At 38.3% G+C, this 24,406-nt stretch carries 23 protein-coding genes and 1 pseudogene; 3 read left to right on the plus strand and 21 right to left on the minus strand.

Annotation, left to right across the window (positions count from 1 at the left end; all coding sequences use genetic code 11):
- Positions 1-137: 137 nt before the first annotated feature.
- The 15 genes and pseudogenes from HBN42_RS06485 to HBN42_RS06555 all read right to left on the minus strand — a co-directional run.
- On the minus strand, positions 138-887 hold the full coding sequence (locus tag HBN42_RS06485) for an ADP-ribosyltransferase (RefSeq protein ID WP_165994260.1): 750 nt from the start codon (positions 885-887) through the stop codon (positions 138-140).
- A gap of 378 nt (positions 888-1,265) precedes the next feature.
- Positions 1,266-1,850: a hypothetical protein gene (locus HBN42_RS06490; protein WP_165994261.1), complete on the minus strand. Its 585-nt coding sequence runs from the start codon at positions 1,848-1,850 to the stop codon at positions 1,266-1,268.
- 644 nt (positions 1,851-2,494) lie between these two features.
- Positions 2,495-2,767: a PspC domain-containing protein gene (locus tag HBN42_RS06495; RefSeq protein ID WP_165994262.1), complete on the minus strand. Its 273-nt coding sequence runs from the start codon at positions 2,765-2,767 to the stop codon at positions 2,495-2,497.
- Positions 2,768-2,824: 57 nt separating this feature from the next.
- Positions 2,825-3,268 (minus strand): SprT family protein, encoded by a 444-nt coding sequence (locus tag HBN42_RS06500; RefSeq protein WP_165994263.1) that lies wholly within the window; start codon positions 3,266-3,268, stop codon positions 2,825-2,827.
- Positions 3,255-5,387: a Tex family protein gene (locus HBN42_RS06505; RefSeq protein ID WP_165994264.1), complete on the minus strand. Its 2,133-nt coding sequence runs from the start codon at positions 5,385-5,387 to the stop codon at positions 3,255-3,257. Before HBN42_RS06505 ends, HBN42_RS06500 begins: the two co-directional genes overlap by 14 nt.
- A gap of 177 nt (positions 5,388-5,564) precedes the next feature.
- Complete coding sequence (gene phoU / locus HBN42_RS06510) at positions 5,565-6,218, minus strand: phosphate signaling complex protein PhoU (RefSeq protein WP_165994265.1); 654 nt, start codon at positions 6,216-6,218, stop codon at positions 5,565-5,567.
- A gap of 14 nt (positions 6,219-6,232) precedes the next feature.
- Positions 6,233-6,985, minus strand: a complete 753-nt coding sequence (pstB, locus tag HBN42_RS06515) for a phosphate ABC transporter ATP-binding protein PstB (RefSeq protein ID WP_165994266.1) — start codon at positions 6,983-6,985, stop codon at positions 6,233-6,235.
- Positions 6,986-6,987: 2 nt separating this feature from the next.
- Positions 6,988-7,803, minus strand: a complete 816-nt coding sequence (gene pstA / locus HBN42_RS06520) for a phosphate ABC transporter permease PstA (RefSeq protein WP_165994267.1) — start codon at positions 7,801-7,803, stop codon at positions 6,988-6,990.
- Positions 7,796-8,659, minus strand: a complete 864-nt coding sequence (gene pstC, locus HBN42_RS06525; protein WP_165994268.1) for a phosphate ABC transporter permease subunit PstC — start codon at positions 8,657-8,659, stop codon at positions 7,796-7,798. Before pstC ends, pstA begins: the two co-directional genes overlap by 8 nt.
- 63 nt (positions 8,660-8,722) lie before the next feature.
- Positions 8,723-9,607: a substrate-binding domain-containing protein gene (locus HBN42_RS06530; RefSeq protein WP_165994269.1), complete on the minus strand. Its 885-nt coding sequence runs from the start codon at positions 9,605-9,607 to the stop codon at positions 8,723-8,725.
- A gap of 705 nt (positions 9,608-10,312) precedes the next feature.
- Positions 10,313-10,504 carry a hypothetical protein gene (locus tag HBN42_RS06535; RefSeq protein ID WP_165994270.1) on the minus strand — a complete coding sequence of 64 codons (192 nt, stop codon included), beginning with the start codon at positions 10,502-10,504 and terminating at the stop codon, positions 10,313-10,315.
- Between the two features lie 113 nt (positions 10,505-10,617).
- Entirely contained in the window at positions 10,618-10,899 is a 282-nt protein-coding gene (locus tag HBN42_RS06540) for a KxYKxGKxW signal peptide domain-containing protein (RefSeq protein WP_165994271.1), read from the minus strand.
- A 350-nt stretch (positions 10,900-11,249) separates the two neighbouring features.
- Entirely contained in the window at positions 11,250-12,599 is a 1,350-nt protein-coding gene (gene pnpS, locus HBN42_RS06545; RefSeq protein ID WP_165994272.1) for a two-component system histidine kinase PnpS, read from the minus strand.
- Positions 12,583-13,308 (minus strand): response regulator transcription factor, encoded by a 726-nt coding sequence (locus HBN42_RS06550; protein ID WP_165994273.1) that lies wholly within the window; start codon positions 13,306-13,308, stop codon positions 12,583-12,585. The genes pnpS and HBN42_RS06550 overlap by 17 nt, the downstream gene beginning before the upstream one ends.
- Positions 13,309-13,779: 471 nt before the next feature.
- Positions 13,780-14,037, minus strand: a pseudogene (locus tag HBN42_RS06555) (VOC family protein); the annotation flags it as partial.
- 346 nt (positions 14,038-14,383) lie between these two features.
- Between HBN42_RS06555 and HBN42_RS06560 the strand changes: the two are divergent.
- The 3 genes from HBN42_RS06560 to HBN42_RS06570 all read left to right on the plus strand — a co-directional run bounded on the left by HBN42_RS06560 (position 14,384) and on the right by HBN42_RS06570 (position 16,329).
- The gene (locus tag HBN42_RS06560) at positions 14,384-14,530 is read left to right on the plus strand and encodes an SPJ_0845 family protein (protein ID WP_165994274.1); all 147 of its coding nucleotides are present in this window, start codon (positions 14,384-14,386) and stop codon (positions 14,528-14,530) included.
- 78 nt (positions 14,531-14,608) lie between these two features.
- Positions 14,609-15,514 (plus strand): permease, encoded by a 906-nt coding sequence (locus tag HBN42_RS06565; protein ID WP_165994275.1) that lies wholly within the window; start codon positions 14,609-14,611, stop codon positions 15,512-15,514.
- Positions 15,511-16,329, plus strand: a complete 819-nt coding sequence (locus HBN42_RS06570) for a TIGR03943 family putative permease subunit (protein WP_165994276.1) — start codon at positions 15,511-15,513, stop codon at positions 16,327-16,329. Before HBN42_RS06565 ends, HBN42_RS06570 begins: the two co-directional genes overlap by 4 nt.
- 212 nt (positions 16,330-16,541) lie before the next feature.
- Here HBN42_RS06570 and HBN42_RS06575 read toward each other — a convergent pair whose 3' ends face one another.
- Genes HBN42_RS06575 through rnc form a run of 6 tightly spaced genes read right to left on the minus strand, consistent with a single transcriptional unit; the run spans position 16,542 to position 24,316 of the window.
- Entirely contained in the window at positions 16,542-17,039 is a 498-nt protein-coding gene (locus HBN42_RS06575) for a YkgJ family cysteine cluster protein (RefSeq protein WP_165994277.1), read from the minus strand.
- A gap of 22 nt (positions 17,040-17,061) precedes the next feature.
- Positions 17,062-18,423, minus strand: coding sequence for a signal recognition particle-docking protein FtsY (gene ftsY, locus HBN42_RS06580; protein WP_165994278.1), 1,362 nt, complete (start codon positions 18,421-18,423; stop codon positions 17,062-17,064).
- The gene (locus HBN42_RS06585) at positions 18,423-19,250 is read right to left on the minus strand and encodes a Cof-type HAD-IIB family hydrolase (protein ID WP_165994279.1); all 828 of its coding nucleotides are present in this window, start codon (positions 19,248-19,250) and stop codon (positions 18,423-18,425) included. Before HBN42_RS06585 ends, ftsY begins: the two co-directional genes overlap by 1 nt.
- The gene (locus tag HBN42_RS06590) at positions 19,243-20,049 is read right to left on the minus strand and encodes a Cof-type HAD-IIB family hydrolase (protein ID WP_165994280.1); all 807 of its coding nucleotides are present in this window, start codon (positions 20,047-20,049) and stop codon (positions 19,243-19,245) included. Before HBN42_RS06590 ends, HBN42_RS06585 begins: the two co-directional genes overlap by 8 nt.
- Before the next feature lie 28 nt (positions 20,050-20,077).
- Positions 20,078-23,623 carry a chromosome segregation protein SMC gene (gene smc / locus HBN42_RS06595; protein WP_165994281.1) on the minus strand — a complete coding sequence of 1,182 codons (3,546 nt, stop codon included), beginning with the start codon at positions 23,621-23,623 and terminating at the stop codon, positions 20,078-20,080.
- Positions 23,624-24,316 (minus strand): ribonuclease III, encoded by a 693-nt coding sequence (gene rnc, locus HBN42_RS06600; RefSeq protein WP_165994282.1) that lies wholly within the window; start codon positions 24,314-24,316, stop codon positions 23,624-23,626.
- Between the last annotated feature and the right edge of the window lie 90 nt (positions 24,317-24,406).

The following is a 24,406-nucleotide window of genomic DNA, read 5'->3' on the forward strand; positions in this document are numbered from 1 at the left end:
TTTTTTCTATTATAACATAATTACTTTTCAAACAATATCAATCGCTATCATTATTGTAAGGATTGCCAAAAGAAGAAATCAAGGCAAGATAAAAGGGACTTTTTCTCAGTCCCTTATCATATATGATAAAGCTAGTTTTATAAACTACTCTTAAAGTCAACCTCAATATTTAGCTTTTTCTTATCTTCTGATAGGTATGCTCCTATGACCTCTAATTGACCTCCTCTTGGCAGTAAAAATTCAAGTTCTGACGGAAAATAAGAATAGGGTTCAACAAAGGCTGCATGCGCGCCTCTTTTAACCCTAAGTTTGAGTTCTATAGGGCGATGCGCCATGGCTGCGTCTTTGATAGCTGTAGTACTCATAAAGCTATACTTGCTATAGTGGGTACCAGCTACTATTTCCCTTAGTATCTCTGGATTAAATTGTTTATTGACATAATATTTTTCCAAGTCGGATTGACTTATACCGATGTCTAATAAGAAGTTCTCATAAACGTAACGATAAAGAATAATATTCCAAGGAAGGGTCATTCTGTGAGTGGCTTGATCTAATAGAGCTATTTTCTCTTGCAAGTCCGGAGCTAACTGTTTAATATCTCCTTTGACTCTATCTATTTCTGAATTTATAGGCGTAGCCTGATTGTAAGTATAAGCATACATCATCTTTTTTTCAGCTTCAGTGAAGACAATGTTTTTTGCCCAGCGATTATTAACAATATATTTGGTAATATCACGATCATTAAATTTAAAATAGGATTGTTGCCCCTCAAATACTACCGACTCTGTTTCATCATAGGGACTAGTAGCAAATATACTATTTTGTCCAAAAAATAGGAAGAGTCCACAAAGCAATGTTAGGATTAATTTGTATATTCTTTTATTCATCTATTACTCCTCAAACTATTAATGTTATTTAAAATTTACTCATGGTATATTGAAGAGAGACTCTTTCTTCAATATAGTTTTGATTGTCTGCCAGTAACTTTGTTACTCTAGTTACTTAGAACAATCAATCTGGTTATGGCTTACTTGCTTGGCTAATAACTTTGTCTACATAAAATTTTTTGAGAAATAGTAAGCCAAAAAGTAATGATCCTGAGTAAAGATCATTTCTCCAGATTATAGATATATCAATATTCTCATTTACATTAACATATGATTAATTCTATATTAATATTTTTGAAAAAACAAGACAATCAAAGCATCCAGATTTTTTTCTGGATGCTTTGTTTATACTTCAATAGTTTTGAGGCTATGATGTTTTTAACCCCACCAGCTTTTAAAATTCCACCAACTATCCTGAACACTTTCTTTCAATTGTTGATACCAAGTTTTATTAGCATCTCCCTCAATAGAGTGTTTGAACAAGTCCTCTGCGTACTTTTCATCAAATTGTCGATTCAACTCTTCTTGATGCTTCTGCTCTTCAGCCCGAGCAGTATTACCATCAATATAAACAAGTTGACCGAAATACATATTTCCATAATCTGCAAAAGACAGTGTCACCACATCTCCTTCAGATAAAGGTTTTTCTAGTTGGACGGTGTAACTCCCGCTCCCATCTGCACGATAACCACTAACTACCCAACTTCTTCCCTCACATTTACCATCCAAAGAAAATGAGGATTTAGTACAAACAGTTTTATCTTCTGGTTTCTTAATTTTATTACTAGTACTAGAACTCATTGAAGCATAGACATACTCGTGAGATCCTAAATTCACATTAATAGAACTTGAACCAATGCTAAAAGGAGACACACTCACTACTTCTAAACTTTCTTGACCTTTAGCTTGAAACGGTACCGAAACACTATCGGCCTTTACTGTCGAAAATGACAGAAATGTCATCACAAAAAAACTTAATTTTTTAAAAAATTCCTTAATTTTAATATAACACCTTCAACTTATATAATTAAATAATTAAGCCTATATTAATTTTGTTAAAAAATAAGATAAACAAAACATCCAGAAAGAAATCTGGATGTTTCAGATTATAGACGAACCCTATTTACCTTGACCAATAGGCTAAGAAGCTCTGCAAAGTATCAATAAATTTCCTATTTCTGCGAGCAAGAACGACCTTATTAAGGCTACCTCCGCCGTGCTGAAAGTGTCTAAAATGCTTTTAATATCACCATTTTAGACAGCCGGAACTTTTGAGGCCTTAGGCTCGAAAGTTAGGTATGGAATTCTTTGTTTTTCTTAAACAGTCACTCTCCTGACTGTTTAACTTGTCCGACAGCACCTAAGGAAGATATCAAAAAATGACTTTTCTTCAAACTGAGGCATCCAGAAAGAAATCTGGATGCTTTACTTATAATTCATTCAATAATTTGAGGTTGCTATGCTTTTGGGTTGGTCGTCTGAAAAAATGTCAAAAGAAAAAGCCTTTAGATCATAAAGGTTTTTTCTTATCAACTTCCAATCTTAGCTACTTTTTTAAAAAAAGTCCTGTTCTCTTTTTCAGCTTGTAGAAAGGACTGGAGTTACTGTTACCAGAACCAGCCATCGTCTTCATCATTAACCACTTCAGCATCTTTACGTTTTCTAGGCCCTCTACCATTTTGTTTGGCTAATAAATCTTCCTTATAAGGTAAAAATATAGCCAGTAAAATGTAGAGGAGAAAACCAAAACCACTGAAATATATCAATAGTGCTGCTAATACTCTGGCTACTGCTAAATCCCAACCATACTTGTCTGCCAAACCTGCTACAACGCCTGCAAGAAGACTATTTTTGCGTTGTTTATAAAATTTGCTTTCCATTAACCCACTCCTCCTGTTCTTATACACACAGTATATGCCTTTTTAGCTGAAAATAAATCAGACTTTCGACTGATTTATCTCCTTAATTCTACCCTGACAGAGGCCGCAAAGGTATTTATCTGTATTAATGCGCTGCTGACGGTAAATGTTCTGGTCACACTTGGTACAAACATACCCTATTTTTTTCTTCCTTGTCTTTGAGTTTGGGGCATAACGAAGCCCCTTTACCTGGGTCAGTAAGTCTTTAAAGTCCTTATCTTGGTGACGGTAACCCTTTTTTTCAAAAAATAAATGATAATGGCAGAGCTCATGTCTGACAATTTGTCTAAAAACTTCTATTCCATAGTCTTCATAGATTTTTGGGTTAAAGTCCAGATGCCCATCCTCAGGGAAAAATCTACCACCAGTTGTTCTTAAACGCTTATTCCATTTGGCTTCGTGTTTAAAGGGTCTAGCAAAGTCTAACAGGGAGACCTCTTTAACAAATTCATTGAGCTGCATTGGGTGCTAATAGACTGAGATTGACCTTGTGTCTGTTCAGATCAATTTTTGAAACCCAGACAGTGACCAAATCTCCAACTGATAAGACTTGGCTAGGATGATTGACAAAGGTTTTACTCATTTCTGAAATATGGATGAGGCCATCTTCATGGACGCCGATATCAACAAAGGCACCAAAGTCAACGACATTGCGAACAGTTCCTTCTAGTTTTTGTCCTATCTTTAAATCCTTAAGATCAAGAATATCTTGTCTTAAGATAGGGGTCTGAAATTCTTCACGCAGATCACGTCCAGGTTTTAGAAGATCACTAACAATGTCTTTGAGGGTAGCTAGACCAATGTCAAGAAGAGTTGACATCTTTTGCAGATCCATCTCTTTTAGTTTTTTCTTAGCTTCTTCATCTAATTCTTGAATATTTAAGTGTTTAAATAGTTCTCTGACAGCAGGATAGGATTCTGGGTGAACACCTGTATTATCCAGAATATTGCTAGCATTTGGAATCCTTAAAAAGCCGGCTGCCTGTTCAAAAGCTTTGTTACCTAAGCGTGGCACTTTTTTGATTTCTTCTCTAGACTGGATAGAGCCCTTTTCTTCTCGGTATTTGATAATATTTTCTGAGATTGTTTTATTGAGACCTGAGACATGGGCTAACAATACCGAACTAGCAGTATTGACATTGACACCAACCTGATTAACCACAGTATCAACAACAAAGTCTAGATTGTCTGATAGTTTCTTTTGGCTGACATCATGTTGATATTGACCAACTCCAATGGACTTGGGATCTATTTTAACCAATTCTGCCAAAGGATCTTGTAGGCGCCTAGCTATAGAAATGGCAGAGCGTTTTTCAACAGTTAGATCAGGAAATTCCTTTCTGGCTAATTCTGAGGCAGAATAGACAGAAGCTCCGCTTTCATTGACAATAACATAAGAAGTTTGAGGGAAATCTTTCAAAACTTCTGCTACAAAGGCTTCGCTCTCCCGACTAGCTGTTCCATTACCAATGGCTATAATTTCAATTTGGTAGCTCTTGATCAGTTCAGCTAATTCTTTTTTTGCCTGGGCAATCTTTGACTGGCTGGCAGGAGCAACGGGATAAATCACATGGGTTGCCATTAATTTACCAGTTTGATTCACTACTGCAAGCTTAGCCCCTGTTCTGAAGGCTGGGTCAAATCCTAGTACCATTTTTCCTTTCAAGGGAGAAACCAGTAAGAGGTTACGCAGGTTTTCAGAGAATAGGGTGATGGCTCCGTCTTCGGCTGCTTCAGTCAGTTCTGTACGGATACGGCGTTCCATGGCTGGAACAATTTTTTTCTTTAGGGTTTGATTGACGACTTCTTCAATGTAGGGATTTTTCTCTTTAAAACGAATGCTATAAAAGCGCAGCATCTTATCCAAATTATGTTCAAAAGAAACCTTTAAAATGCCCAATTTTTCTCCACGGTTCAAGGCTAGGGTTCTATAGCCCTGCATTTTTGAGATCTTGTCAGAAAATTCATAGTAGATTTGGAAGACCTTTTTCTCATCGGCTTCTTTATCTTTTACACTTGAGCAGATATGACTGTAGGTCCAGATTTCATTATAAGTCCATGATCTGAGTTTAACATCTTCAGACATGGCTTCAACGAGGATATCAACTGCTCCAGAAAGCGCAGCCGACACTGTTTCAAAGCCTTCTTTTAGATAAGCTTCTGCTTCTTTTTCCAGTTCTTTTGAATTCTGTAGGATTAAACGGGCCAGGGGAAAGAGTCCTGCTTCCCTTGCTATGGTAGCCTTGGTCCTACGTTTTTCTTTATAGGGTAAGTAGAGTTCTTCAACATCGGTCAGTTTTTGGGCTGCTTCAATAGAGGCTTTTAAGTCCTTCGTCAGCTTACCTTGTTCTTCAATCTTAGCCATGACAGCTTCCTTACGTTCTTTTAAATTACGTAAGGATTTTTCAAGGTCAGTGATTGTTTTAATGACGACCTCATCTAGATTACCTGTCACTTCTTTGCGGTAACGTGCTATAAAAGGTATGGTATTACCTTCTGCTGTTAGACTTAGAACATCTTCGACTTGTTTTTTTGAAATGCCCAAGTCACTAGAGATTTTTTCAATTATTATATTTTCCATAGTAACCCTATTATATCACAAATCCCCCTGTAAAATAGTTCTGAATATTTAGTAAAAAATTAAAATAATAGGATTCCTTACAGGGATTTCATAAAGACAGCTATGAAAAAACTCAGTTCTGTTGAGGGCAAAACTGAGTGATTTTTTATAAGAGAGAGTCTGCTAATAGGGTGATTCTTAATTTAATTCTACCAGTTCCCCTGTTTCAAGGTAGACCAGACGTTCACAGATATTTGAAATGTAGTCGGCAAAACGTTCAATATGTCCAATCATTTTGAGGTATTCTGTACCATTACGAATTGAGGTGTCCTGTTCTTTCATCACTGTGATGATTTCTTTTGAAATGGTGTAGTAGAGTTCATCAATGGCTTGGTCCTGGTTGGCAATGGCAAAGGCCTTATCAGCGTCTCTGATAGGGAAAACAAACAATAGATCAGCCATCATTTTCAAGGCCTTTTGTCCAGCATCATGGATTCTTTCTTCAATCATTTCTAGGCTGTCTACTTCTTTTAAGTTGTTGACAGACTTGGCTATTCCTGCCATGTGATCACCCATCCGTTCCAAGTCAGAGCAAGCAGACATGACTGTTAGGACAAAACGTAAGTCGGTTACTTGGGGCTGTTGTAGAGCTAATATTCTGGCACAAGACATTTCAATATCAAGTTGAGTTTTATTGATATGACGATCATCTTTAATAATTTTCAAAGCCATATCCTTGTCTTTGGCTGCTAAAGCTAACAAGGATTTAGAGGCTGCTTCTAAGACAGAATGACTCAGTTCTAAAAATTCTTGTTCTAATTCTTCTAACTCTATTCCAAATTGTAGTCTCATGAAATATCCTTTCTTTAGCCGAAACGTCCAGATATATAATCTTCAGTTCGCTTATCTTGGGGATTGGTAAAGATATCTAAAGTATCTCCAAACTCACAAATTTCACCTGTTAAGAAAAATGCTGTTTTGTCAGAGATACGAGATGCTTGTTGCATGTTGTGGGTAACAATGATGATGGTATAATCTTTTTTAAGTTTTTGAACCAGATCTTCAATTTTCAAGGTAGAAATGGGATCAAGGGCTGAAGTGGGTTCGTCCATTAAAAGAATGTCGGGCTCAACTGCCAGAGCTCTTGCAATACACAGACGTTGTTGCTGGCCACCTGACAAGGACATGGCACTCTTTTTCAAATCATCTTTGACTTCTTCCCAAATAGCAGCGCTTTTTAGGGATTTTTCAACTAGAGCATCCAAGCTGGCCTTATCTTTAATACCGTGCGTCCTTGGTCCATAGGCTACATTATCATAGATGGACATGGCAAAGGGATTAGGCTGCTGAAAAACCATTCCCACACGTTTTCTAAGGCTATTGAGATTCATGTTTTTGCTGTAGATATTCTCATTATCTAATAGGACTTCTCCTTCAATACGACAGCCTGCTACCAAGTCGTTCATCCGATTTAGGGTTTTAAGAAAGGTTGATTTTCCACAACCAGAAGGACCAATCAAGGCTGTGATTTCACCTTGTGGTAAGTCAATTGAAACATTTTTGAGGGCTTTAAAATCCCCATAATATAAGTCTAAATTTTTTACGGAAAAAGTTCCCATTTTTAGGATGCTCCTTTCACAAGTCGACGAGATAAGATACTTGAGATGATGTTGATGATTAAGACTGTGATGATTAAGATCACCCCAGTGGCATAGGCTTCTTTGACATGCAGTCCCTCACTAGATAGCATATACATGTGAAGGGCTAGTGAACGTCCTGATGATAGAAGACTTGTTGGGGTATTGGTAGAGGTTCCTAGGGTGTACATGAGAGCTGCTGTCTCGCCAACAATCCGGCCAATAGCTAAGATGACACCAGCAAGAATCCCTGGCATAGCTACAGGCAGAACAATTTTAAAAATGGTTCGCAGTTTACCAGCTCCAAGGCCAAAGCTGGCCTGACGCATACTGTCATTAACAGATAGTAGGGCTTCTTCAGTGGCTCTGATAATAACTGGCAAAACCATAATGACTGAGGTCAAAATCCCTGATAGGAGGGAATACTGAAAACCACAAAAAATAACAAAGAAGAGCATACCAAAGAGACCAAAAACAATAGATGGTATCCCAGACAAGGTGTCAGAAGCAATGCGCATGGCTTTGACCCAAAGGGAGCCTTTTTTGGCATATTCCACCAGGTAGAAACCTGCAAAAACACCAATAGGTAGGGCTATAAGGAGGGAACCAAAGACTAGGATAACTGTGGAAATAATTGCTGGCATGAAAGACACATTGTCACTGGTATATTTCCAAGAAAAGAGGTCTGGTGTGATGCTTGGCAGACCCTTGACTAAAATAAAGCCGATGATCAAAAACAGGGAGCCAAAGGTTAGGAGAGAAAAAAGGTAAACCAGGGCTTTTAAGATATATTTACTCATGGGCTGATTTTCCTTTCATATAAGCAAAGCAAGCATTAATCATTAAAATGAAGACAAAGAGTACGGCTGAGGTGGCGATCAAGGCTTCTCTGTGCTGACCTGATGCATAGGCCATCTCAAGGACGATGTTTGTTGTCATTGTTCTTGTTCCTTCAAAGATGCCACTTGGGATAATGGGTTGGTTACCTGCTACCAGGATAACGGCCATGGTTTCTCCGATGGCCCGGCCAATTCCTAAGATCATGGCTGAAAAGATGCCTGAGCTTGCTGCTGGTAGGATGACCCTGAAGATTGTTCTTTCATGGCTGGCACCTAGAGCCAAGCTACCAGAATAATAGCTGGCAGGTACTGTTCTGATAGCTGACTCTGTTAAACTAATAATAGTTGGCAAGATCATAATGCCTAAAAGAATAGAGGCTGTTAATACACTCATCCCATTCCCAGAAAAGCTTCTTATCCAAGGTACCAGTAATTGTAAGCCAAAGAAACCATAAACAATTGAGGGAATGGCAGCCATTAAATTGACTGCTGATTTTAAGAAGGCATAGAGTGCTTTTGGACAGTAATAGACCATAAATACTGAGGTAAAGATACCTGTTGGCACACCAATAAGGATGGCTCCAATGGTAATTGATACTGAGCCAAGAATCATTGGTAAGATCCCAAAGCTAGCTGGGGTGTTAGAGGGTGACCAATCCTTGCCCAATAAAAAATTAAAAATGCCATGTTTGGCAATAAATGGAAGTCCATTCATAAAGATAAATATGCAGATGAGGAGTATTGCAACGATTGCCATTGCTGCACTTAGAAAGAATATAACTCTAAAAAAGTCCTCTTTAAAAGCTTGTTTTTTCACTAGCTGACCTTTCTAAACAGATGAAAGTAAGGGAGACCAAGCCTCCCTTACACATTAATTGACTTATTTTACCTTATCCCAGCTTGTTAGTTCTCCAGTAAAGATCTTAGTGATTGTTTTCATGCTAATTTCTTTAGCTTTGTTATCCTTGTTAACAACTACTGCGATACCGTCAAGAGCAATAGCATCGTGTTTTAATTTCTTTCCTTCTTCAGGAGTGAGTTCACGTGATACCATACCAATGTCAGCTGTTTTTTCTTGGGCTGCAGTGATACCTGCTGATGATCCGTTTGAAGTAATATCAATTGTTACGCCTGGGTTTTCTTTTTTATAGGCTTCGGCCAATTTTTCCATCAGGGGTGATACTGAGGTTGAACCAACGACAGAGAGTTTTCCAAACATTTTTTGTGTTGTGTACTCAGAAGTTTCTGTTTTGGCTTGGACAAACTTGTTATCTGTTACAACTTCTTGTCCTTGTTTAGAATGGATGTATTTGATAAAGTCCCTACCAATTTCTGATAGCTTATCAGTGTAGACGATATTGAATGGGCGTTGGAGTGGGTAGTCACCATCTAAAACTGTTTTAGCACTTGCTTCAACACCATCCACCTTTAGTGCTTTGACATTTTTATTAAGAGAGCCAAGAGAGATATAGCCAATGGTATCTGGGTTACCAGATACAGCTGAGATGACACCTTCTGTACTGTTTTGAACCACTGCTGATTTAGAAGTCTTATCTACTTCTTTACCGCTATCTTTTTTCAAAATTCCAGTAATTTCTGTAAATGCTCCTCGAGTTCCGGAACCATTTTCACGTGTGATGACTTCGATTTTGCCACCACTTGAAGATGAACCTGAGGCAGAGCCAGAGGCATTGTTACCACATGCTGCTAGACCAAAACCAGATAAAGTAAGAACTGCTAAAGTAAGCATCTTTTTCATTTTCATAATAATCACCTTTATATATTTTGATAAAAACTCTGTAGTTTTACTACACCAATAGAATAACAAGACTTTGTAAAGATTGATGGGTGATTAGTGTAAAGATTTTGTAAAGATTAAAGGCAAGAAAAAAGTTCTCAGAAGTAAGAAGAAAATCAAAAGAAAGTGATAAAAAACATAGTCAGCTTCTTCTAGATAAGCATAGCAAAAAGGCCCTCCAAAAAAAGAGCATCTTTAACCTAAAGAGAAAAGAATCAGCTGAGACAAGCATTTACTTTTACTCTTTATCATTGACAATAAAATAATTAATAATGGACTAAAGTCCTTTTCAAATAGGATATAAACTTTGGAGAATAGAAGGAACTCCTTTATTTATGTGGGGGATATGGTGAGAGTGGGGGGATTAGGTTCTTTTGCTTGTAAGGTGCGATTCAAATCCTGTGAAAGTACATCCACATTCTTCTCCAAAGGCATTATCATAGCTTTGGTCATAGACAAATCTTCCTCCACTTTCATCATATTTTTCACCTTTATAACTGTCACCTATAACACTAGTAGGATCCTCACCATTTCTCTCACTATGACTCGCTCCATCTCTTTTTCCATCTTCTTGTCCTTGTCTGAATGGGTCTTTTAAAGATAAGTCTTCTTGGGTAGGTGGTAGGGGAAGTTTTTCTTGATTTTACCCCTCTTCTTCGGCTTCTTGACCGTTCATGTTGTCATCATCGTCGTCTTCATCTTTATCGTCATCACTGTCTTGGTCGCCGTCACCTCCCTCTTCGTCTTCTTCTCCGCCTTTTTTAATATGGTTTTCTTGATTCTCTTTTTTTCTTTTTCGACATCTTCTTTATCTACTTCATCATCTTGAGGGTAGACCCCATCGCCTGGATCATCACCTTGCATACCGTCATTGTCAAAGCCACCAACGTTTGGATCCTCAGATTGAGAACCCTCACCATCTTCTATTTTCTCTTGTTCATCTCTAATAGAGTCATTACTCTCTTTGCCTTCTTTATTTAAGTACTCTGGTCCCGGGGCATATTTGCCGGCTCCTGGTAATATACTCTATTAGGATCCTGGCCTGGTATATAGTGATCAGCACCCAGTGGAAAAGTTGAAGGATCCTGGCCTGATGGATATTGGCGAGCATTCTCTGGATAAGAAGCACCCCCGCTCTGTGTTGCTGTGTTTGCTGAAACAGAAGTGCCTCCTGCTAACAGTCCAAGAGCTGTGACTCCCATATAGAGCCATTGCTTACCTGATTTCCATGTTCTAAATTGTCCTTTACTAACTTTCATTTTTAAACTTTCCTCCATTCTTGATGGATTTAACCAAATATAGTTAAATCGCCAAGAACCACTATATATAGTCAATGCTTTTTTCTCATATAATTAACCTTTTACTTTAATATGATTAACAAATATGATTGGCAAAAAAAGCTTCAGAATTGAGGTTAAATAAAAACAAGCTTTTATAGTTTTTCTGTTTTTTCAAAATAAGGCTATCAGAAAATTTAAGAATAGCTCCAGAAGCAGGACAAAAAAATCTCCCGCTTCGAAGAAGCAGAAGATCTTTTATAAGCAGACAAAAGAGTGAACTTTTCGTTTTAATAGGCCAGAACTTTTAGTCTGAGTTTCTGATCACTAAGTTAATCTAAGAGATTTTCCCTTGTTTTTTCTTCTATTTTTTGAGGGATAGTAAGGGTAAACTGACTGCCCTTTCCAATCTGGCTTTGAACAGATACCTTCCCTCCTAGGATATGACTTAATTCTTTCACAATAGATAAGCCTAGGCCTGTGCCGCCGCTTTGTCTGCTGCGACCCTTGTTGACCCGGTAAAAACGTTCGAAGATACGTTCCAGCTCTAGCTGACTGATGCCAATACCAGTATCTGAAACACTGATCTCTAGCAACTGATCTGTGACATAGGTAGAAATCTCTATCTTACCGCCTTCATCAGTGTACCTAATGGCATTGGACATTAAATTAAGTAAGATTTGTGACAGCAGGTACTTATCAGACTCAATCTGGGTCTCTTCTGCCAGATTATAGTTCAAGTGCAAGTTTTTCTGGCCGAGCTGATGCTTCATGCTGCTTCCAATATAATGCAAAAAATCATTAATAGCAATGTCTGTCTTTTGTAGCTGTGTTTTCTTGACTTTTGACAGGGTTAGCATGTGCTCAACGATATGTTCCAAGCGCAAGCTTTCCTTATAGATAATATCAAGAAACTCATCTCTGAGCTTACTCTCACTTTCAGGCATTCCTTTTATGGTCTCCGCAAAGCCCTTAATGGAGGTCACTGGAGTTCTTAATTCATGGGAGGCATTGGAAATGAAATCCATATTCAGTTTTTCATAGGTGCGAATGGTGGTTAAATCATAGAGTAAGACCAGGACCTGCTCTGTTTGACCATAGTCATTCAGTATGGGAATGGCAGAGGCTTCAAGAATGAGGTCATTGTCGTGGAGCCCTTTTAGTTCTTTTTTAATCAGTTCCTTACTATCAAAGGCCTGTCTGACTAAGGCCTTAACATCCATACGGCTAATGTCAGCCAGGCGGGTGAAGGGTTGCTTGCCCTCTGGAAAATAGTGAGGCAGGGATTTACTGGATAGCATGATGTCCTTTGACTTTGAGACAAGAAACATACCCACGGTCAAATGGGAAATCAAGGCTTCAAGCTTAGTAGACATTTTCTTCAGGTCTTCTTCCTTATCTGAGAGCCCTTTTTGCAGCTGTCTAATGAGCCTGGAAAGCTGCTTTAAATCTTGCTGACTGGAGGAAATAAAAAAGTCAGAGTTTATGGATTCAGCCTCTTGAATGTGTTCAAATCCTTTTTCCCACTTAAAAAGTTCTTTCAGTGGAAAAAAAGAGATAAGAATTAGGCCTAAGGCAAGGATGAGCAGGCTATTTTTTAGGGTTTGAAAGACTAATGAGAGTGATAAAGAAAGTAAGGCAGCAAAGATAAAGAAGGCTAGAAGTTTAAGGTGTTTGCACATCACTGATCTCCTTAAATTTATAACCGTAACCTCGAATTGTCTTAATTAAACGAGGATCTTTAGGATCATCTTCAACTTTTTCCCTTAACTTTCCAATGTGAACATCTACTAGCCTTGTCTCCTGTCCAAAATCATATCCCCAGATCCTCTCTAATAAGCGTTCTCTTGTCAGGGTCATGTTGGGATGTTTGACAAGGTAGAGGAGCAATTCAAACTCTTTAGGTGTTAAGGATAGTAATGCCTGCCCCTTGTAGACTTCATGCCTTTCTGGGTAAATGGTCAGATCACTAATGGCCCAAGATTCTTCTGGCAAGCCTAGGTCATCAGTCCTTTGATCTTCTTTTTCTGTTCTTCTTAGTATGGCCTTGACCCTGGCAATGAGTTCTCTAGGACTGAAGGGTTTTGTCAGGTAGTCGTCTGCTCCTAATTCAAGAGCTAGTACCTTATCAAATTCCTCACCCTTTGCAGAAGCCATCATAATAGGGGTCTTGATCCCTTTGGCTCTGATTCTTTTACAGACTTCAATACCATCTAATTGCGGCAGCATGATGTCCAATAAGATGAAATCATAGTGCTCTGTTTCTGCTAGTTTTAAAGCAAGGCGCCCATTACCAGCCAATTCAGATTGGAAACCTTCTTTTGATAAATGATAATCTAATAGTCTTAAGATATGTTCTTCGTCATCTACTAATAAAACCTTTTTCTTCATTGCTAACTCCTATGGTTCTCATTATAGCACATTTCTCAGAAAACATAATTTCTTCAAAACCTACTATTGAAAGAAAGGATCCGGTAAAGGCAGTGAAAGTCCAGTCAAGAATTTGGCGGCGCAAAAGCTCAAGAATAAGGAGAAAGATTAGCCTCAGTTTGAAGAAAAAGTCATTTTTTGCTACCTTCCTTAGGTGCTGTCGGACAGGTTAAACAGTCAGGGGAGTGACTGTTTAAGAAAACCAAAGAATTCCATCCCTAACTTTAGAGCCTAAGATCTCGAAAATTCCGACTGTCTAAAATATAGATATTAAAGGTATTTTAGACACTTCCAGCACGGCGGAGGTAGCCTTAATAAGCTCGCGGTTGCTTCGCAGAAATAGGAAATTTATTGATAGCCTGCAGAGCTTCTTGGCCTATTAGTATAGGTAAATAGGGTTTGTCTACAATCTGAGATTAGCCTTCTTAGTTCTTAAATAGTTAGTTCAATACTATTTCCTTCAGGATCCAAAATGAGAGCTTCATAGTAGCCATCCCCAGTTGTTCTTGAACCGTGCTGGATAGGGTAGCCCTCTTCTTGCAGATAAGAAGACAAGTGATCAACAGCATCTTTTGAACCCAGTGAGAAGGCCAGATGAGCCAGGTCATAATGGTTATGATCTGGCTCTGTCAAACCTTCTTTGCTCATCAGTTCTAAGCGGGTTCCGCCTTCAAAGGTCAAAAAGTAAGAGGAAAAACCTGTCTTTTTGTTCTCATATAAGTCCGTTTATTGGGTCTTAAAGTAATGGCAGTAAAAGGCTTTCTTGACTTCAAGATCTTTTGCCCGCAAGCCTATATGTTCAATTCTTATTTTCATCTTTATCTATATCTACCTCTTTTTTGATAAGTGTATAAGCCTTTTTGCAGATAATATCTTGTAGAAAAAGAGGATAAGCCGGTACTATGCTCTGCTTTTTAAAAAAGGCTTTCTCTCAAATGACCATAGAAAAAAGAAGGCTGGCTTCTATTTTATCTTTTCATTTCTTGAAAAATGATAGTATAATAGACGTAACCTTAAAAAGAAAGTTGGTAGACTTATGGCTATTACACATAAAAAAAATGATGAACTTGAAAAAATGATGGCTGGACTTGCTAGTATTCCCAGCTTTGATAAGCCTATTAACGTGGATGCTGAAGGTAAGATCCTTACTGAGTTAGACAAGAAAGAAAAGAAAAATGATTAAGATGACTACTTCAACTCTTGATCTAGTCAGACTAAAGGTTCAATCTCATAAGAAGCTCTCAAAAGGAGGGCAGGATTGATGACTTTATTCTCACATCTTCCACCAAGTATGCTTCAATGGTTTGCGATTTTTTTATCTATTATCATTGAAGCTTTACCTTTTGTTTTACTAGGAACCATCTTATCTGGTTGTATTGAGGTTTTTCTGACGCCAGAGAAAGTTCAAAAATACCTCCCTAAGCAGAAATTTCCAAGGATTCTTTTTGGAACCTTTGTTGGCTTTGTTTTTCCTTCCTGTGAATGTGGGATTATTCCTATCATTAACAGGTTTATTGAAAAGAAGGTGCCCAGCTATACTGCTGTACCCTTTCTAGCCACAGCTCCCATTATCAATCCTGTGGTTCTTTTTGCGACTTATTCAGCCTTTGGGAATTCCCTCAGATTTTTATTTTTAAGACTTTTAGGAGCCATTATCGTGGCTATTACTTTAGGTCTTATGCTGGCTTTTTTTGTTGATGAAGACATTTTAAAAGAGACTGCAGAACCTGTGCATCTTCATGATTATTCCAAAGATCCTTGGTACAAAAAGATTTATCTAGCCTTAGCTCATGCCATTGATGAATTTTTTGATACAGGACGTTATTTGGTTTTTGGGTCTCTGATTGCTTCAGCTATGCAGATTTACATTCCAACAAAGGTGCTAACAACTATTGGGCATAATCCCTTGACTGCTATTTTATTAATGATGCTGCTTGCCTTTATCCTATCTCTGTGTAGTGAGGCTGACGCTTTTATCGGGGCTTCTCTTTTATCAACCTTTGGGATAGCACCTGTACTGGCCTTTTTATTGATTGGCCCAATGGTGGACATTAAAAATCTAATGATGATGCTTAGAGCCTTTAAAAAGCCTTTCATCCTTCAATTTATCGGCGTATCTGCCAGCATCATAGCTGTGTATTGTTTAATTGTGGAGGTGGTAAGATGATTCGTTTCTTAGTTTTGGCTGCCTATCTGGAATTGACCATGTATTTGCAACTTTCTGGCAAGCTTGATCAATATATTAATATCAAGTACTCTTACCTAGCCTATATTTCCATGGTTCTTTCCTTTATACTAGCCTTGGTGCAACTTTATACCTGGATGAAAGATATCAAAATCCATAGTCATCTTAAGGGAAAAATGGCAAAGCTGACAAGTCCTTTTATCTTAGTGGTGCCAGTACTGATTGGTCTTCTAGTTCCTACAGTTAGTCTTGACTCCACAACTGTTTCTGCTAAGGGTTACACCTTCCCCTTGGCTGCTGGCAGCTCTCGTTCTGGAGTTAGTGAAGATGGTACAAGTGTTCAATATTTGAAGCCTGATACCAGTCTTTATTTTACCAAGTCAGCCTATCAAAGGGAAATGCAGAATGAACTTAAAAAATACAAGGGAAGTCAAAAACCTCTGACCATCACTTCTGAAAATTATATGGAGATTATGGAGCTGATCTATCTCTATCCTGATGATTTTTCTGACCGTGATATCCAATACACTGGCTTTGTTTACAATGAACCTGGCCATGAGAAGTATCAATTTCTCTTTCGCTTTGGTATCATCCATTGTATAGCCGACTCAGGTGTCTATGGTCTCTTAACTACTGGTACTCAGACCCAGTATAAGAATAATACCTGGTTGACTGTCAAAGGACGACTTCATACAGAATATGACAAGAGTTTGGCTCAAAACCTACCAGTCCTTGAAATTTCTGAAGTACATGAGACTAAAAAACCTGATAATCCTTACGTCTATCGTATTTTTTAAATCTCATTTTTCTTTTGATACTTTTCTTAGCTAGCTCTGAAATCTCCTACTCCTTGCAGTAGAGGATTTTTTTATTCTCTGAAACTGAACAAAATTCGTACAATAGCAAAAACCGCATAAAAACGTTCTTCAAAAAAGGGTTGGCTTTATGCGGTTTTACTATTTTGATTTTGAAAAGTTGGCTCTTTGTGGGAGGTTTTCCCAGAGCTCTTTTAGATTCTGCTTCTTATTTTTTCTACAAAAAGGTAGGCTGCTGGGCAGGTTAGGGTATTTTTAATTGTTAGGTGATTGATTTGGTAAATCTTTTTGCGATCAGTGTGAGGAAATTCCCGACAAGCCTTTGGCCTAACATCATAGATACTACAAAGATTGTCCTCTCCTAAAAAAGGACAGGGCATGCTTTTGAAGACCTTATCATTATCTTCATCAACTTCCAGATACATGTCTTCAAAAGCTGATAATTTCATTCTAAAATGTTTGGAAATGCGTTCGACATCAGCTTCTGTAAAGAGTGGTCCTAAGGTTTTACAACAATTGGCACACTTGGTGCAATCAATTTCGTAAAAGACTTCTCTGTGTACTTCTTGCACTATCTTATCCAAATTTTTAGGAGGTTTTTTCTTGAGAGCTGCTAGGAACTTCCGGTGTTCCGCCTGTTTTTGGGCAGCTAGATCCTTGTAGCGCAGAAGGTCTATTTCTTGATTTGGCATTTCTTACCACTTTCTTGTCTCTTTAAATGATGTTGCCTAAAAGTCCACGCATGAAGTCTGTTGAATCAAATTCACCAATGTCATCCACTTTTTCACCAAAACCAATGAATTTCACGGGAATGTCTAGTTCTTCTCGAATGGCTAGGACCACCCCACCTTTGGCTGTTCCATCAAGTTTAGTTAGGATTAGTCCAGTTAGAGGCATGATTTTTGAGAATTCTTTTGCCTGACTTAAGGCATTTTGTCCAGTTGAGGCATCAAGAGCTAGGAGAGTTTCATGGGGTGCATCTGGGATGACACGTTTGATAATCCGTCCCATTTTCTCAAGCTCTGCCATCAGGTTTTCCTTATTTTGCAGACGTCCTGCTGTGTCAATAAGAAGAATATCAACTCCTTCAGCTACTGCTCTTTCTACACCATCAAAAACCACTGAAGCAGGGTCAGCTTTTTCAGCTCCCATGATCACAGGAACATCCACTCGACGGCCCCACTCTGCAAGCTGAGCAACTGCTCCAGCACGGAAGGTATCAGCCGCAACCAGCATGACCTTTTTGCCTTCTACCTTATAGCGGTAGGCCAATTTCCCAATAGAAGTCGTTTTACCAACTCCATTAACACCTATAAATAGCATAACTGTTAGGCCATCTTGATAATTGATTTTTTCCTTGTAGGTGTCATCTTTCTCATAGATGTCAACAAGTTTTTCAATAATCACGCGCCTGAGGGCTTCTGGTTTTTTAGCATTTTCAAGTTTGGCTTCCTGACGGAGGTCTTCTGTTAAGCGTGTTGCAACTGTCACTCCCACATCAGACAAGATAAGCATTTCTTCTAATTCTTCAAAGAACTCTTCATCCACAGAGCGGAAATTAGCAAAGAAGGAATTTAGGCGGGCTGCAAAACCTGTTCTGGTTTTTTTCAAGCTGCGATCATACTTTTCTTGGTCGCTTTCCTTGGGCTCTTGCTCTACTTCTGCCTGTTCTTGAACTTCTTCTAGGACATTATCCTGATCATTCTCAGATAAACTAGGATTTATGCTATCTTCTTGAATTTCCTCACTTGCCTGAGAATGAGAATAGAAAGAGTCTTCAGCTGCTCTGAACTCACTTTGACTGCTTTCTATGCTGTCTGTGCCTTCAGACTGACTTTCAGCTTCTTTAACAGTAGAGAAAGTTTCTTCATTTATAGCTGTTTGACTACTATCTGTTTGATCTTGATCTAAGGAAGTAGGAAAAGCTTCTGGCTCCGTCTGTGACAGTTCGGTCTGTTCTTTGTCAGTAGCTACTGCTTCTTTGTCTTCTACTTCATTTGTTTCTAAGCTGTGATCAGGATCTTTAGGTTTATTTTCTTCTTTTTTCTTGCCAAATAATCTGTCAAAAAGTCCCATTAGTCTTCTCCATTTAAAATATATTTTTCAATAGCTTCGGCTACACCTGATTGATCATTGGTTAGGCTTGTGACTTTATCTGCAATGTTTTTAGCATCATCAACACCGTTAGCCATGGCAACGCCTAGACCAGCCCATTGGAGCATGGTAAAATCATTGGCTTCATCACCTATGGCCATAACGTTTTTAGCTTCTAAACCAAGATGCTGACATAAAAGTTGTAGACCAAAAGCCTTATGAATGCCTTTAGGCATTAATTCAAAGATAATATCTCGTGATTTAAAGCTTTCAAAATCATTGAAAAGGTCAGGATCTAAAGTTTTTAACTTTCCATCTAAATAATCAGGATCAGTAACCGTTACAACCTTATTAAAGAAAGTGTCTTTTGGTAGGTCTTCTAGCTGCTCTATTTCTATAAATTCTAACATAGGATTGGCCAGATGGTATAGGGATTTGCGGCCATTCTTGCCAGAGATGCTATAAACAATACTGTCACATAAAATATCTGTAGGTAAATCATCAGGTTTTAAAATCTTATGAATGTAGGCAATTTGGTCAAAGCTTAGGCCAGTTTTATCTAGGATCTGGCCTGTATTTCTTTGAACCAGTCCGCCATTGAAGGTAATGGCATAATCTTCATCACTAATCAAGTCCAAATCTTCCAGCAGGGCTTCAATAGCAGCTAGAGGGCGTCCCGTGGTAATAACCACTTTAATTCCCTTTTCTCTAGCAGCAGCTAAGGCTGCTTTATTGGCATCGGTCACGATTTTTTCAGAATTCAAAAGGGTTCCGTCCAAATCTAATGCCAGTATTTTAACATCATTCATTCTCAACTAACCTTTCTAAGTATTCTAAAACAGATTCCTGATTACAATGACCAATAAGCTGGTCAGCTACGGCCTTAATCTCAAGTCTGGCATTTTCTGTAGCAATAGCTGTGCCAGCATAATCAAGCATTTGTAAGTCATTGAAGTTATCACCAAAGGCAATAACCTGATCAGGAGAAATTTGTAATGCTTGGCAAAGGTGGTCCAGTCCAAAGCCTTTATTAACTTCTTCTAAGATAATATCAATGGACTCAAAGCCGGTTGTTACGGCTGTAACATAGGGAATACGCTTATCTAACCAATCACTACCCTCTAAGACAGTTTCGCTTGTAAAGGTAGTTGTCACCTTAAAAATAGAATCATGATCCATCTCATCAAAGCTAGAAATAAGCTTGACTTTTTCATAGTAATGATTCATCTTTTGGACATAGGCTTGGCTTGCTCCTTCTAGGATATAGGCGGCCTTTTGTCCTGAAAATAAAGTTCCAGTCTGTACGTAATAGGGATTAATTAGGATAGTTTGAGCTATTTCACTATACTGTTCCTTAGTCATAAAATCAGCAAAGATAAGCTCTCCCTTGTACTGTACAAGGGAACCATTTTCAGCAATGACTGCAATCTTATCCAAATGCTCTTTAAACAATTCATCAATGGCCAGCAAAGACCGTCCACTGGAAACAGCAAAAACAATACCTTTTTCTTCTAATTTGGGTAAGAGTTTAGCCAGACGCTGTTTATTATAAGTGCCATCTTCTTTAAGAAAAGTCCCGTCCATATCTGTTGCGACTAATTTTATCATTTTCCTCACCTTTCTACTTTTTGCTTTTTTAGGCCAAGAAAGTTAAATTTTTGGAGTCTTTCAATTTTACTGAAACGACTTTTGAAACACCAGATTCCTGCATGGTGATTCCATAAATGCTATCAGCAGCTGCCATGGTCCCTTTTCTGTGAGTGACAACAATGAATTGACTATCCTTGTCAAAACGATTTAAGTAGTCACCAAAACGTTTGACATTTGCTTCATCAAGGGCTGCTTCTACCTCATCCAAAATGACAAAGGGAATGGTCTTGACTCTGATAATGGCAAACAAAAGGGCCAAGGCTGATAAAGCTTTTTCGCCGCCTGACATTAAATTTAAAGATTGTATCTTCTTACCTGGTGGTTGGACAGCTATGTCAACCCCAGCTAACAAAAGATCGCCATCTGTTAATAAGAGATCAGCTGAACCTCCACCAAACATTTGTTTAAAGGTTTCTTTAAAGCTTTCTCTGATGGCTTCAAAGGTCACCTTAAAGCGCGCTTTAACCTCACTATCCATCTGTCCAATAGTATCTAACAATAGGTTTTTAGCCTTAGATAGGTCAGCTTTTTGATGGCTTAGAAAGGCCAATCTTTCAGCTACTTCTTCGTACTGTTCAATAGCATCGCTATTTATTGGACCTAGGGCTTTTATACTTTTTTGGATGGTTTTCAAGTCGTTTTTAGCTAGTTGAATATTTTCCAGAGAATTTGCCATTAGTGCAGCTTCTTCAAAGGTCAGTTGGAAATCTTCTGATAAACTTCTTGCATAAGTAATCAAGAGATCAGAAAGTTGTTCTATTTCTGATTCTAATTTCGTTTGCTTACGGATAAAGTTTTCATTTTTTTCCTGTTCAAGTAGGAGTTTACTTTCAAGTTCTTCAAGTAAGGCCTGGTTGTCTTCACTTTCAAAGCGTAGTTGAACCAGTCTTTGCTCGACTTTTTCTTTAGCTTCTCTAATTTCTCCTTGTTGTTTCTCTAAATCTGGAAGCTTACTAATATCTTCTTCTGACAGTTGATTGTCTATGAGTTCTTGTAATTTAGCGATGTTTTGGCTAGTCTGATTAATGTCAGAGCTCAAGCGGTCGCAATTGGATTTTTCAAATCTTTTTTCACTTAATAAATCACGTTCTTTCAGTCTGAGTTGGGCCAGGTCCTCTGATAGGGAAGCCTTTTTCTCATTGATCAGCTCTTTGTTGTTTTTGATCTCATCAATTTCCTTACTTAGAGCTTCTTTTTTCAATGAAATGGTCTGTAAGTTCTTCTCTAAAGTTTCTTGTTCTTCTCGGTATAGCTGGCTTTCTTCCTCACTTTGATTCTCTTCAATAGCCTTGAGCACTTTTTCAGAATCGTTCAGACTGTCTTGTGTTAGCTGGTAATTAAAACGTGCTTTTTGTTCTTCAAATCTGGCTGTTTCGCCCTTTCTTTTGAGCGTCTCCAATTCTTCTTTGGAGCTCTTCAAATTTTCTTGAAGAGCAGCGACGCTTTTCTCTTTTTCTTTTAAGTGCTTATTTAACTTTTCAATGTCACTTGTAATTTGGTCCAATTCAGGCTTGATAAAGGTTGTGTTGTTCTGCCGGTTGGCACCCCCTGAGAAGGAACCACCTGGTCTTAGTTCAGTACCATCTAAGGTAATGATCCTTACCTTGTACTGTAATTTTTTAGCTGCCTGATTAGCATGGTCTAGACTGTCAAAGATTAAGGTTGTCGTCAGTAAATTTTTAAAAATATTGCCTAATTTTTCTTCATAGGTCACCAAGGATTCGGCCGTCCCTATAAAACCTTGACACTTTTCTGCCAGTTTTTGATGGCTGTCATTGAGTTGTCTTGCCTTAATGGTTGTCAGTGGCAAAAATGTTGCGCGCCCCTGGCGGTTTTTCTTAAGGTATTCAATAGCTCTCTTAGCTGCTGCCTCATTTTCAACAATGATATTTTGGCTGCTTGCACCTAAGGCAATTTCTAGGGCCAGTTGGTACTCTTTTTCAAAACTGAGGTGTTCACTGACAGCTCCTAGAATTCCCCCTATACCTTTGGCATTCTGAAGGACTGAACGCACTCCTGCATAGAACTGACTATGATTTTTCTGAATAGATTCTAAGCTAGCTCGTCTGGCTTCTTTGGCTTTTTTTTGATCCAAGATGTCAAAAAGTTGGCTTTGAGCCTGTTGATAGATGACTTCATCTTCTTGAATTTCTCTTTCAAGGGACTGGTAGCTCTTTAATAAGTCCTGCAACTGAGCCTCTTTAGCTTCAAGCTCAGCACTATTTTGGTCATTTTCAGCCTTTAAGTGGTCGACCTTGATTTTGATTTCTTGATATTCAAGAGCCAGGTCTTCTTTTGCCTGGCTCTCTTTTTCAATGTCTGATAGCAGAGCTGTTAGTTGGTTTGAAAGTTCTGCCTCATTTTGCATGAGACGCACAAAATCTTCACGCAAATGTTCAATCAGTTGGTCTGGATCATCAGAGAACCGTTGCAATTCTTGCTCAGTAGCCTTTGATTTTGCACTGAGATCTACTAGGTCCGCTTCCAGCAATTCTAGGGCAGATTTTTTCTGTTGTAGTTCTTCTTGGTAATGAGAAAGCTGGCTTTGAAGCTCAGCTATTCTCGTATCAGCTTCAAGTTTCTTTTCATTTTTTTGATTGCTTTCAAGCTTTATGAGATCAATCTGTCTTTCTAGGTTTGACAATAATTTTGTTAATTCTAACAGGTCTGCTTGCTTGTGATCAATCTCTGCAGCTATCCTTTGGCGTTTTTGTTTTAACTGTTGATTTTCTTCTTCTAACCTATCCCTAGTAGCATAGTAGTTTTTCAAATCGGCCTCTAGGGCCTCTAGGGCTTCTGCCTTTTGACTTTGAAGATCCTTATTGTGCTTAACATCTTCTACTAGAATATCAATCTGTAATTGTTTTCTTTGGTCATCAAGAAGAAGAAATTCTTTGGCGATCTTGGCCTGTTTCTCAAGTGGTTTTACCTGGGTTTCTAATTCATAGATAATATCTTCTAGGCGATCCAAGTTATCTTGAGTTTGATTAAGCTTACTTTGGGTTTCTTTTTTCCGGGTCTTATATTTCAAGACTCCTGCTGCCTCTTCAAATATGGCTCTTCTTTCTTCGGGTTTGCTGTTGAAGATTTCTTCAACTCTTCCCTGAGAAATAATTGAAAAGGAATCCCGTCCTAAGCCGGTATCCAAAAAGAGTTCATGAATATCACGTAGTCTTACTTTTTTACCATCAATCAGGTAGTCGCTATCTCCATTACGGTAGATGTGTCTTTCCACTCTTATTTCTTTTTGAGCTCCCTTGATAAAACCATCTGAATTATCTAAGGTGATGGCAACTTCAGCAAAGTTTAAGGCATTACGACTTTCTGTCCCAGAAAAGATAATGTCTGGCATTTTTCCACCACGGAGGCTTTTAGCACTGGATTCTCCCAAAGCCCAACGAAGGCTCTCTGTGACATTACTTTTTCCGGACCCATTTGGCCCTACGACTGCAGTTACTCCTTTATCAAACTCAATTTTGGTTTTATCAGCAAAAGATTTAAAGCCCTGCATTTCAATTTTTTTTAAAAACATTTAAACCTCGCTTAACTTTTTGAGTGCATTTTGGGCCGCCTTTTGTTCAGCTAATTTCTTTGACTTCCCTGTCCCTTTGCTAAGGATTTCTTGGTTAGCATAGACTGCAACTTCAAAACGTTTGGCGTGTGCTGGACCGCTTTCATGGATGACTTTATAGTCAATAATAATATCACCATTGGCTTGTAAGACTTCTTGCAAGCTTGTTTTATAATCTTTAACTTTTTCAAAATTGCCTTTTTCAACCTGGGAAATCATAACCTGTTTTAGGAATTGTCGCACAGCGTCAACACCTTTATCTAATAGCAAGGCACCCAAAAAGGCTTCAAAAAGGTCTCCCAAAATAGTATCCCGGTCACGACCTCCTGATTTTTCTTCACCTTTTCCTAGCTTGATATAGGTATCAAATGAGCAAAAGCGTGAGAAACCAGCCAAACTTTCTTCACGAACAATCATTGACCTTAACTTAGATAGATCACCTTCAGGTTTGTCAGGGTATTTGGCAAATAAGTATTCTGAAATAATCAACTGGAGGACAGCGTCTCCTAAAAATTCCAAGCGTTCATTATGTGAAATGTTTAGGAGGCGATGCTCATTTGCATAGGATGTATGGGTAAAGGCCGTTTCCAATAAGTTTTTATCCGCAAATACAATGTTAAAAGACTTCTCAAGTAAAAGATCTAATTTTTCCATGGTTTCTCCTTTTCAATTCCTGTCAACAGGCCTTTTATATTATATCAAAAAAACAGCTAGAAGACTTGTCCTAGCTGATTTTTTATGAGA

The organism is Streptococcus catagoni (assembly GCF_011421425.1).
GTDB classification, from domain to species: Bacteria; Bacillota; Bacilli; order Lactobacillales; family Streptococcaceae; genus Streptococcus; species Streptococcus catagoni.

Coding starts and splice junctions, on each gene's coding strand:
- phoU (WP_165994265.1), bottom strand. CDS start 6,218: ATGAGACTACAATTTGGAATAGAGTTAGAAGAATTAGAACAAGAATTT.
- HBN42_RS06535 (WP_165994270.1), bottom strand. CDS start 10,504: ATGCAAGGTGATGATCCAGGCGATGGGGTCTACCCTCAAGATGATGAA.
- HBN42_RS06540 (WP_165994271.1), bottom strand. CDS start 10,899: ATGAAAGTTAGTAAAGGACAATTTAGAACATGGAAATCAGGTAAGCAA.
- pnpS (WP_165994272.1), bottom strand. CDS start 12,599: ATGTGCAAACACCTTAAACTTCTAGCCTTCTTTATCTTTGCTGCCTTA.
- HBN42_RS06570 (WP_165994276.1), top strand. CDS start 15,511: ATGATTCGTTTCTTAGTTTTGGCTGCCTATCTGGAATTGACCATGTAT.
- pstA (WP_165994267.1), bottom strand. CDS start 7,803: ATGAGTAAATATATCTTAAAAGCCCTGGTTTACCTTTTTTCTCTCCTA.
- HBN42_RS06550 (WP_165994273.1), bottom strand. CDS start 13,308: ATGAAGAAAAAGGTTTTATTAGTAGATGACGAAGAACATATCTTAAGA.
- HBN42_RS06560 (WP_165994274.1), top strand. CDS start 14,384: ATGGCTATTACACATAAAAAAAATGATGAACTTGAAAAAATGATGGCT.
- HBN42_RS06505 (WP_165994264.1), bottom strand. CDS start 5,387: ATGGAAAATATAATAATTGAAAAAATCTCTAGTGACTTGGGCATTTCA.
- smc (WP_165994281.1), bottom strand. CDS start 23,623: ATGTTTTTAAAAAAAATTGAAATGCAGGGCTTTAAATCTTTTGCTGAT.
- HBN42_RS06590 (WP_165994280.1), bottom strand. CDS start 20,049: ATGATAAAATTAGTCGCAACAGATATGGACGGGACTTTTCTTAAAGAA.
- pstB (WP_165994266.1), bottom strand. CDS start 6,985: ATGGGAACTTTTTCCGTAAAAAATTTAGACTTATATTATGGGGATTTT.
- HBN42_RS06585 (WP_165994279.1), bottom strand. CDS start 19,250: ATGAATGATGTTAAAATACTGGCATTAGATTTGGACGGAACCCTTTTG.
- HBN42_RS06530 (WP_165994269.1), bottom strand. CDS start 9,607: ATGAAAATGAAAAAGATGCTTACTTTAGCAGTTCTTACTTTATCTGGT.
- HBN42_RS06490 (WP_165994261.1), bottom strand. CDS start 1,850: ATGACATTTCTGTCATTTTCGACAGTAAAGGCCGATAGTGTTTCGGTA.
- ftsY (WP_165994278.1), bottom strand. CDS start 18,423: ATGGGACTTTTTGACAGATTATTTGGCAAGAAAAAAGAAGAAAATAAA.
- HBN42_RS06495 (WP_165994262.1), bottom strand. CDS start 2,767: ATGGAAAGCAAATTTTATAAACAACGCAAAAATAGTCTTCTTGCAGGC.
- HBN42_RS06500 (WP_165994263.1), bottom strand. CDS start 3,268: ATGCAGCTCAATGAATTTGTTAAAGAGGTCTCCCTGTTAGACTTTGCT.
- HBN42_RS06565 (WP_165994275.1), top strand. CDS start 14,609: ATGACTTTATTCTCACATCTTCCACCAAGTATGCTTCAATGGTTTGCG.
- HBN42_RS06485 (WP_165994260.1), bottom strand. CDS start 887: ATGAATAAAAGAATATACAAATTAATCCTAACATTGCTTTGTGGACTC.
- rnc (WP_165994282.1), bottom strand. CDS start 24,316: ATGGAAAAATTAGATCTTTTACTTGAGAAGTCTTTTAACATTGTATTT.
- HBN42_RS06575 (WP_165994277.1), bottom strand. CDS start 17,039: ATGCCAAATCAAGAAATAGACCTTCTGCGCTACAAGGATCTAGCTGCC.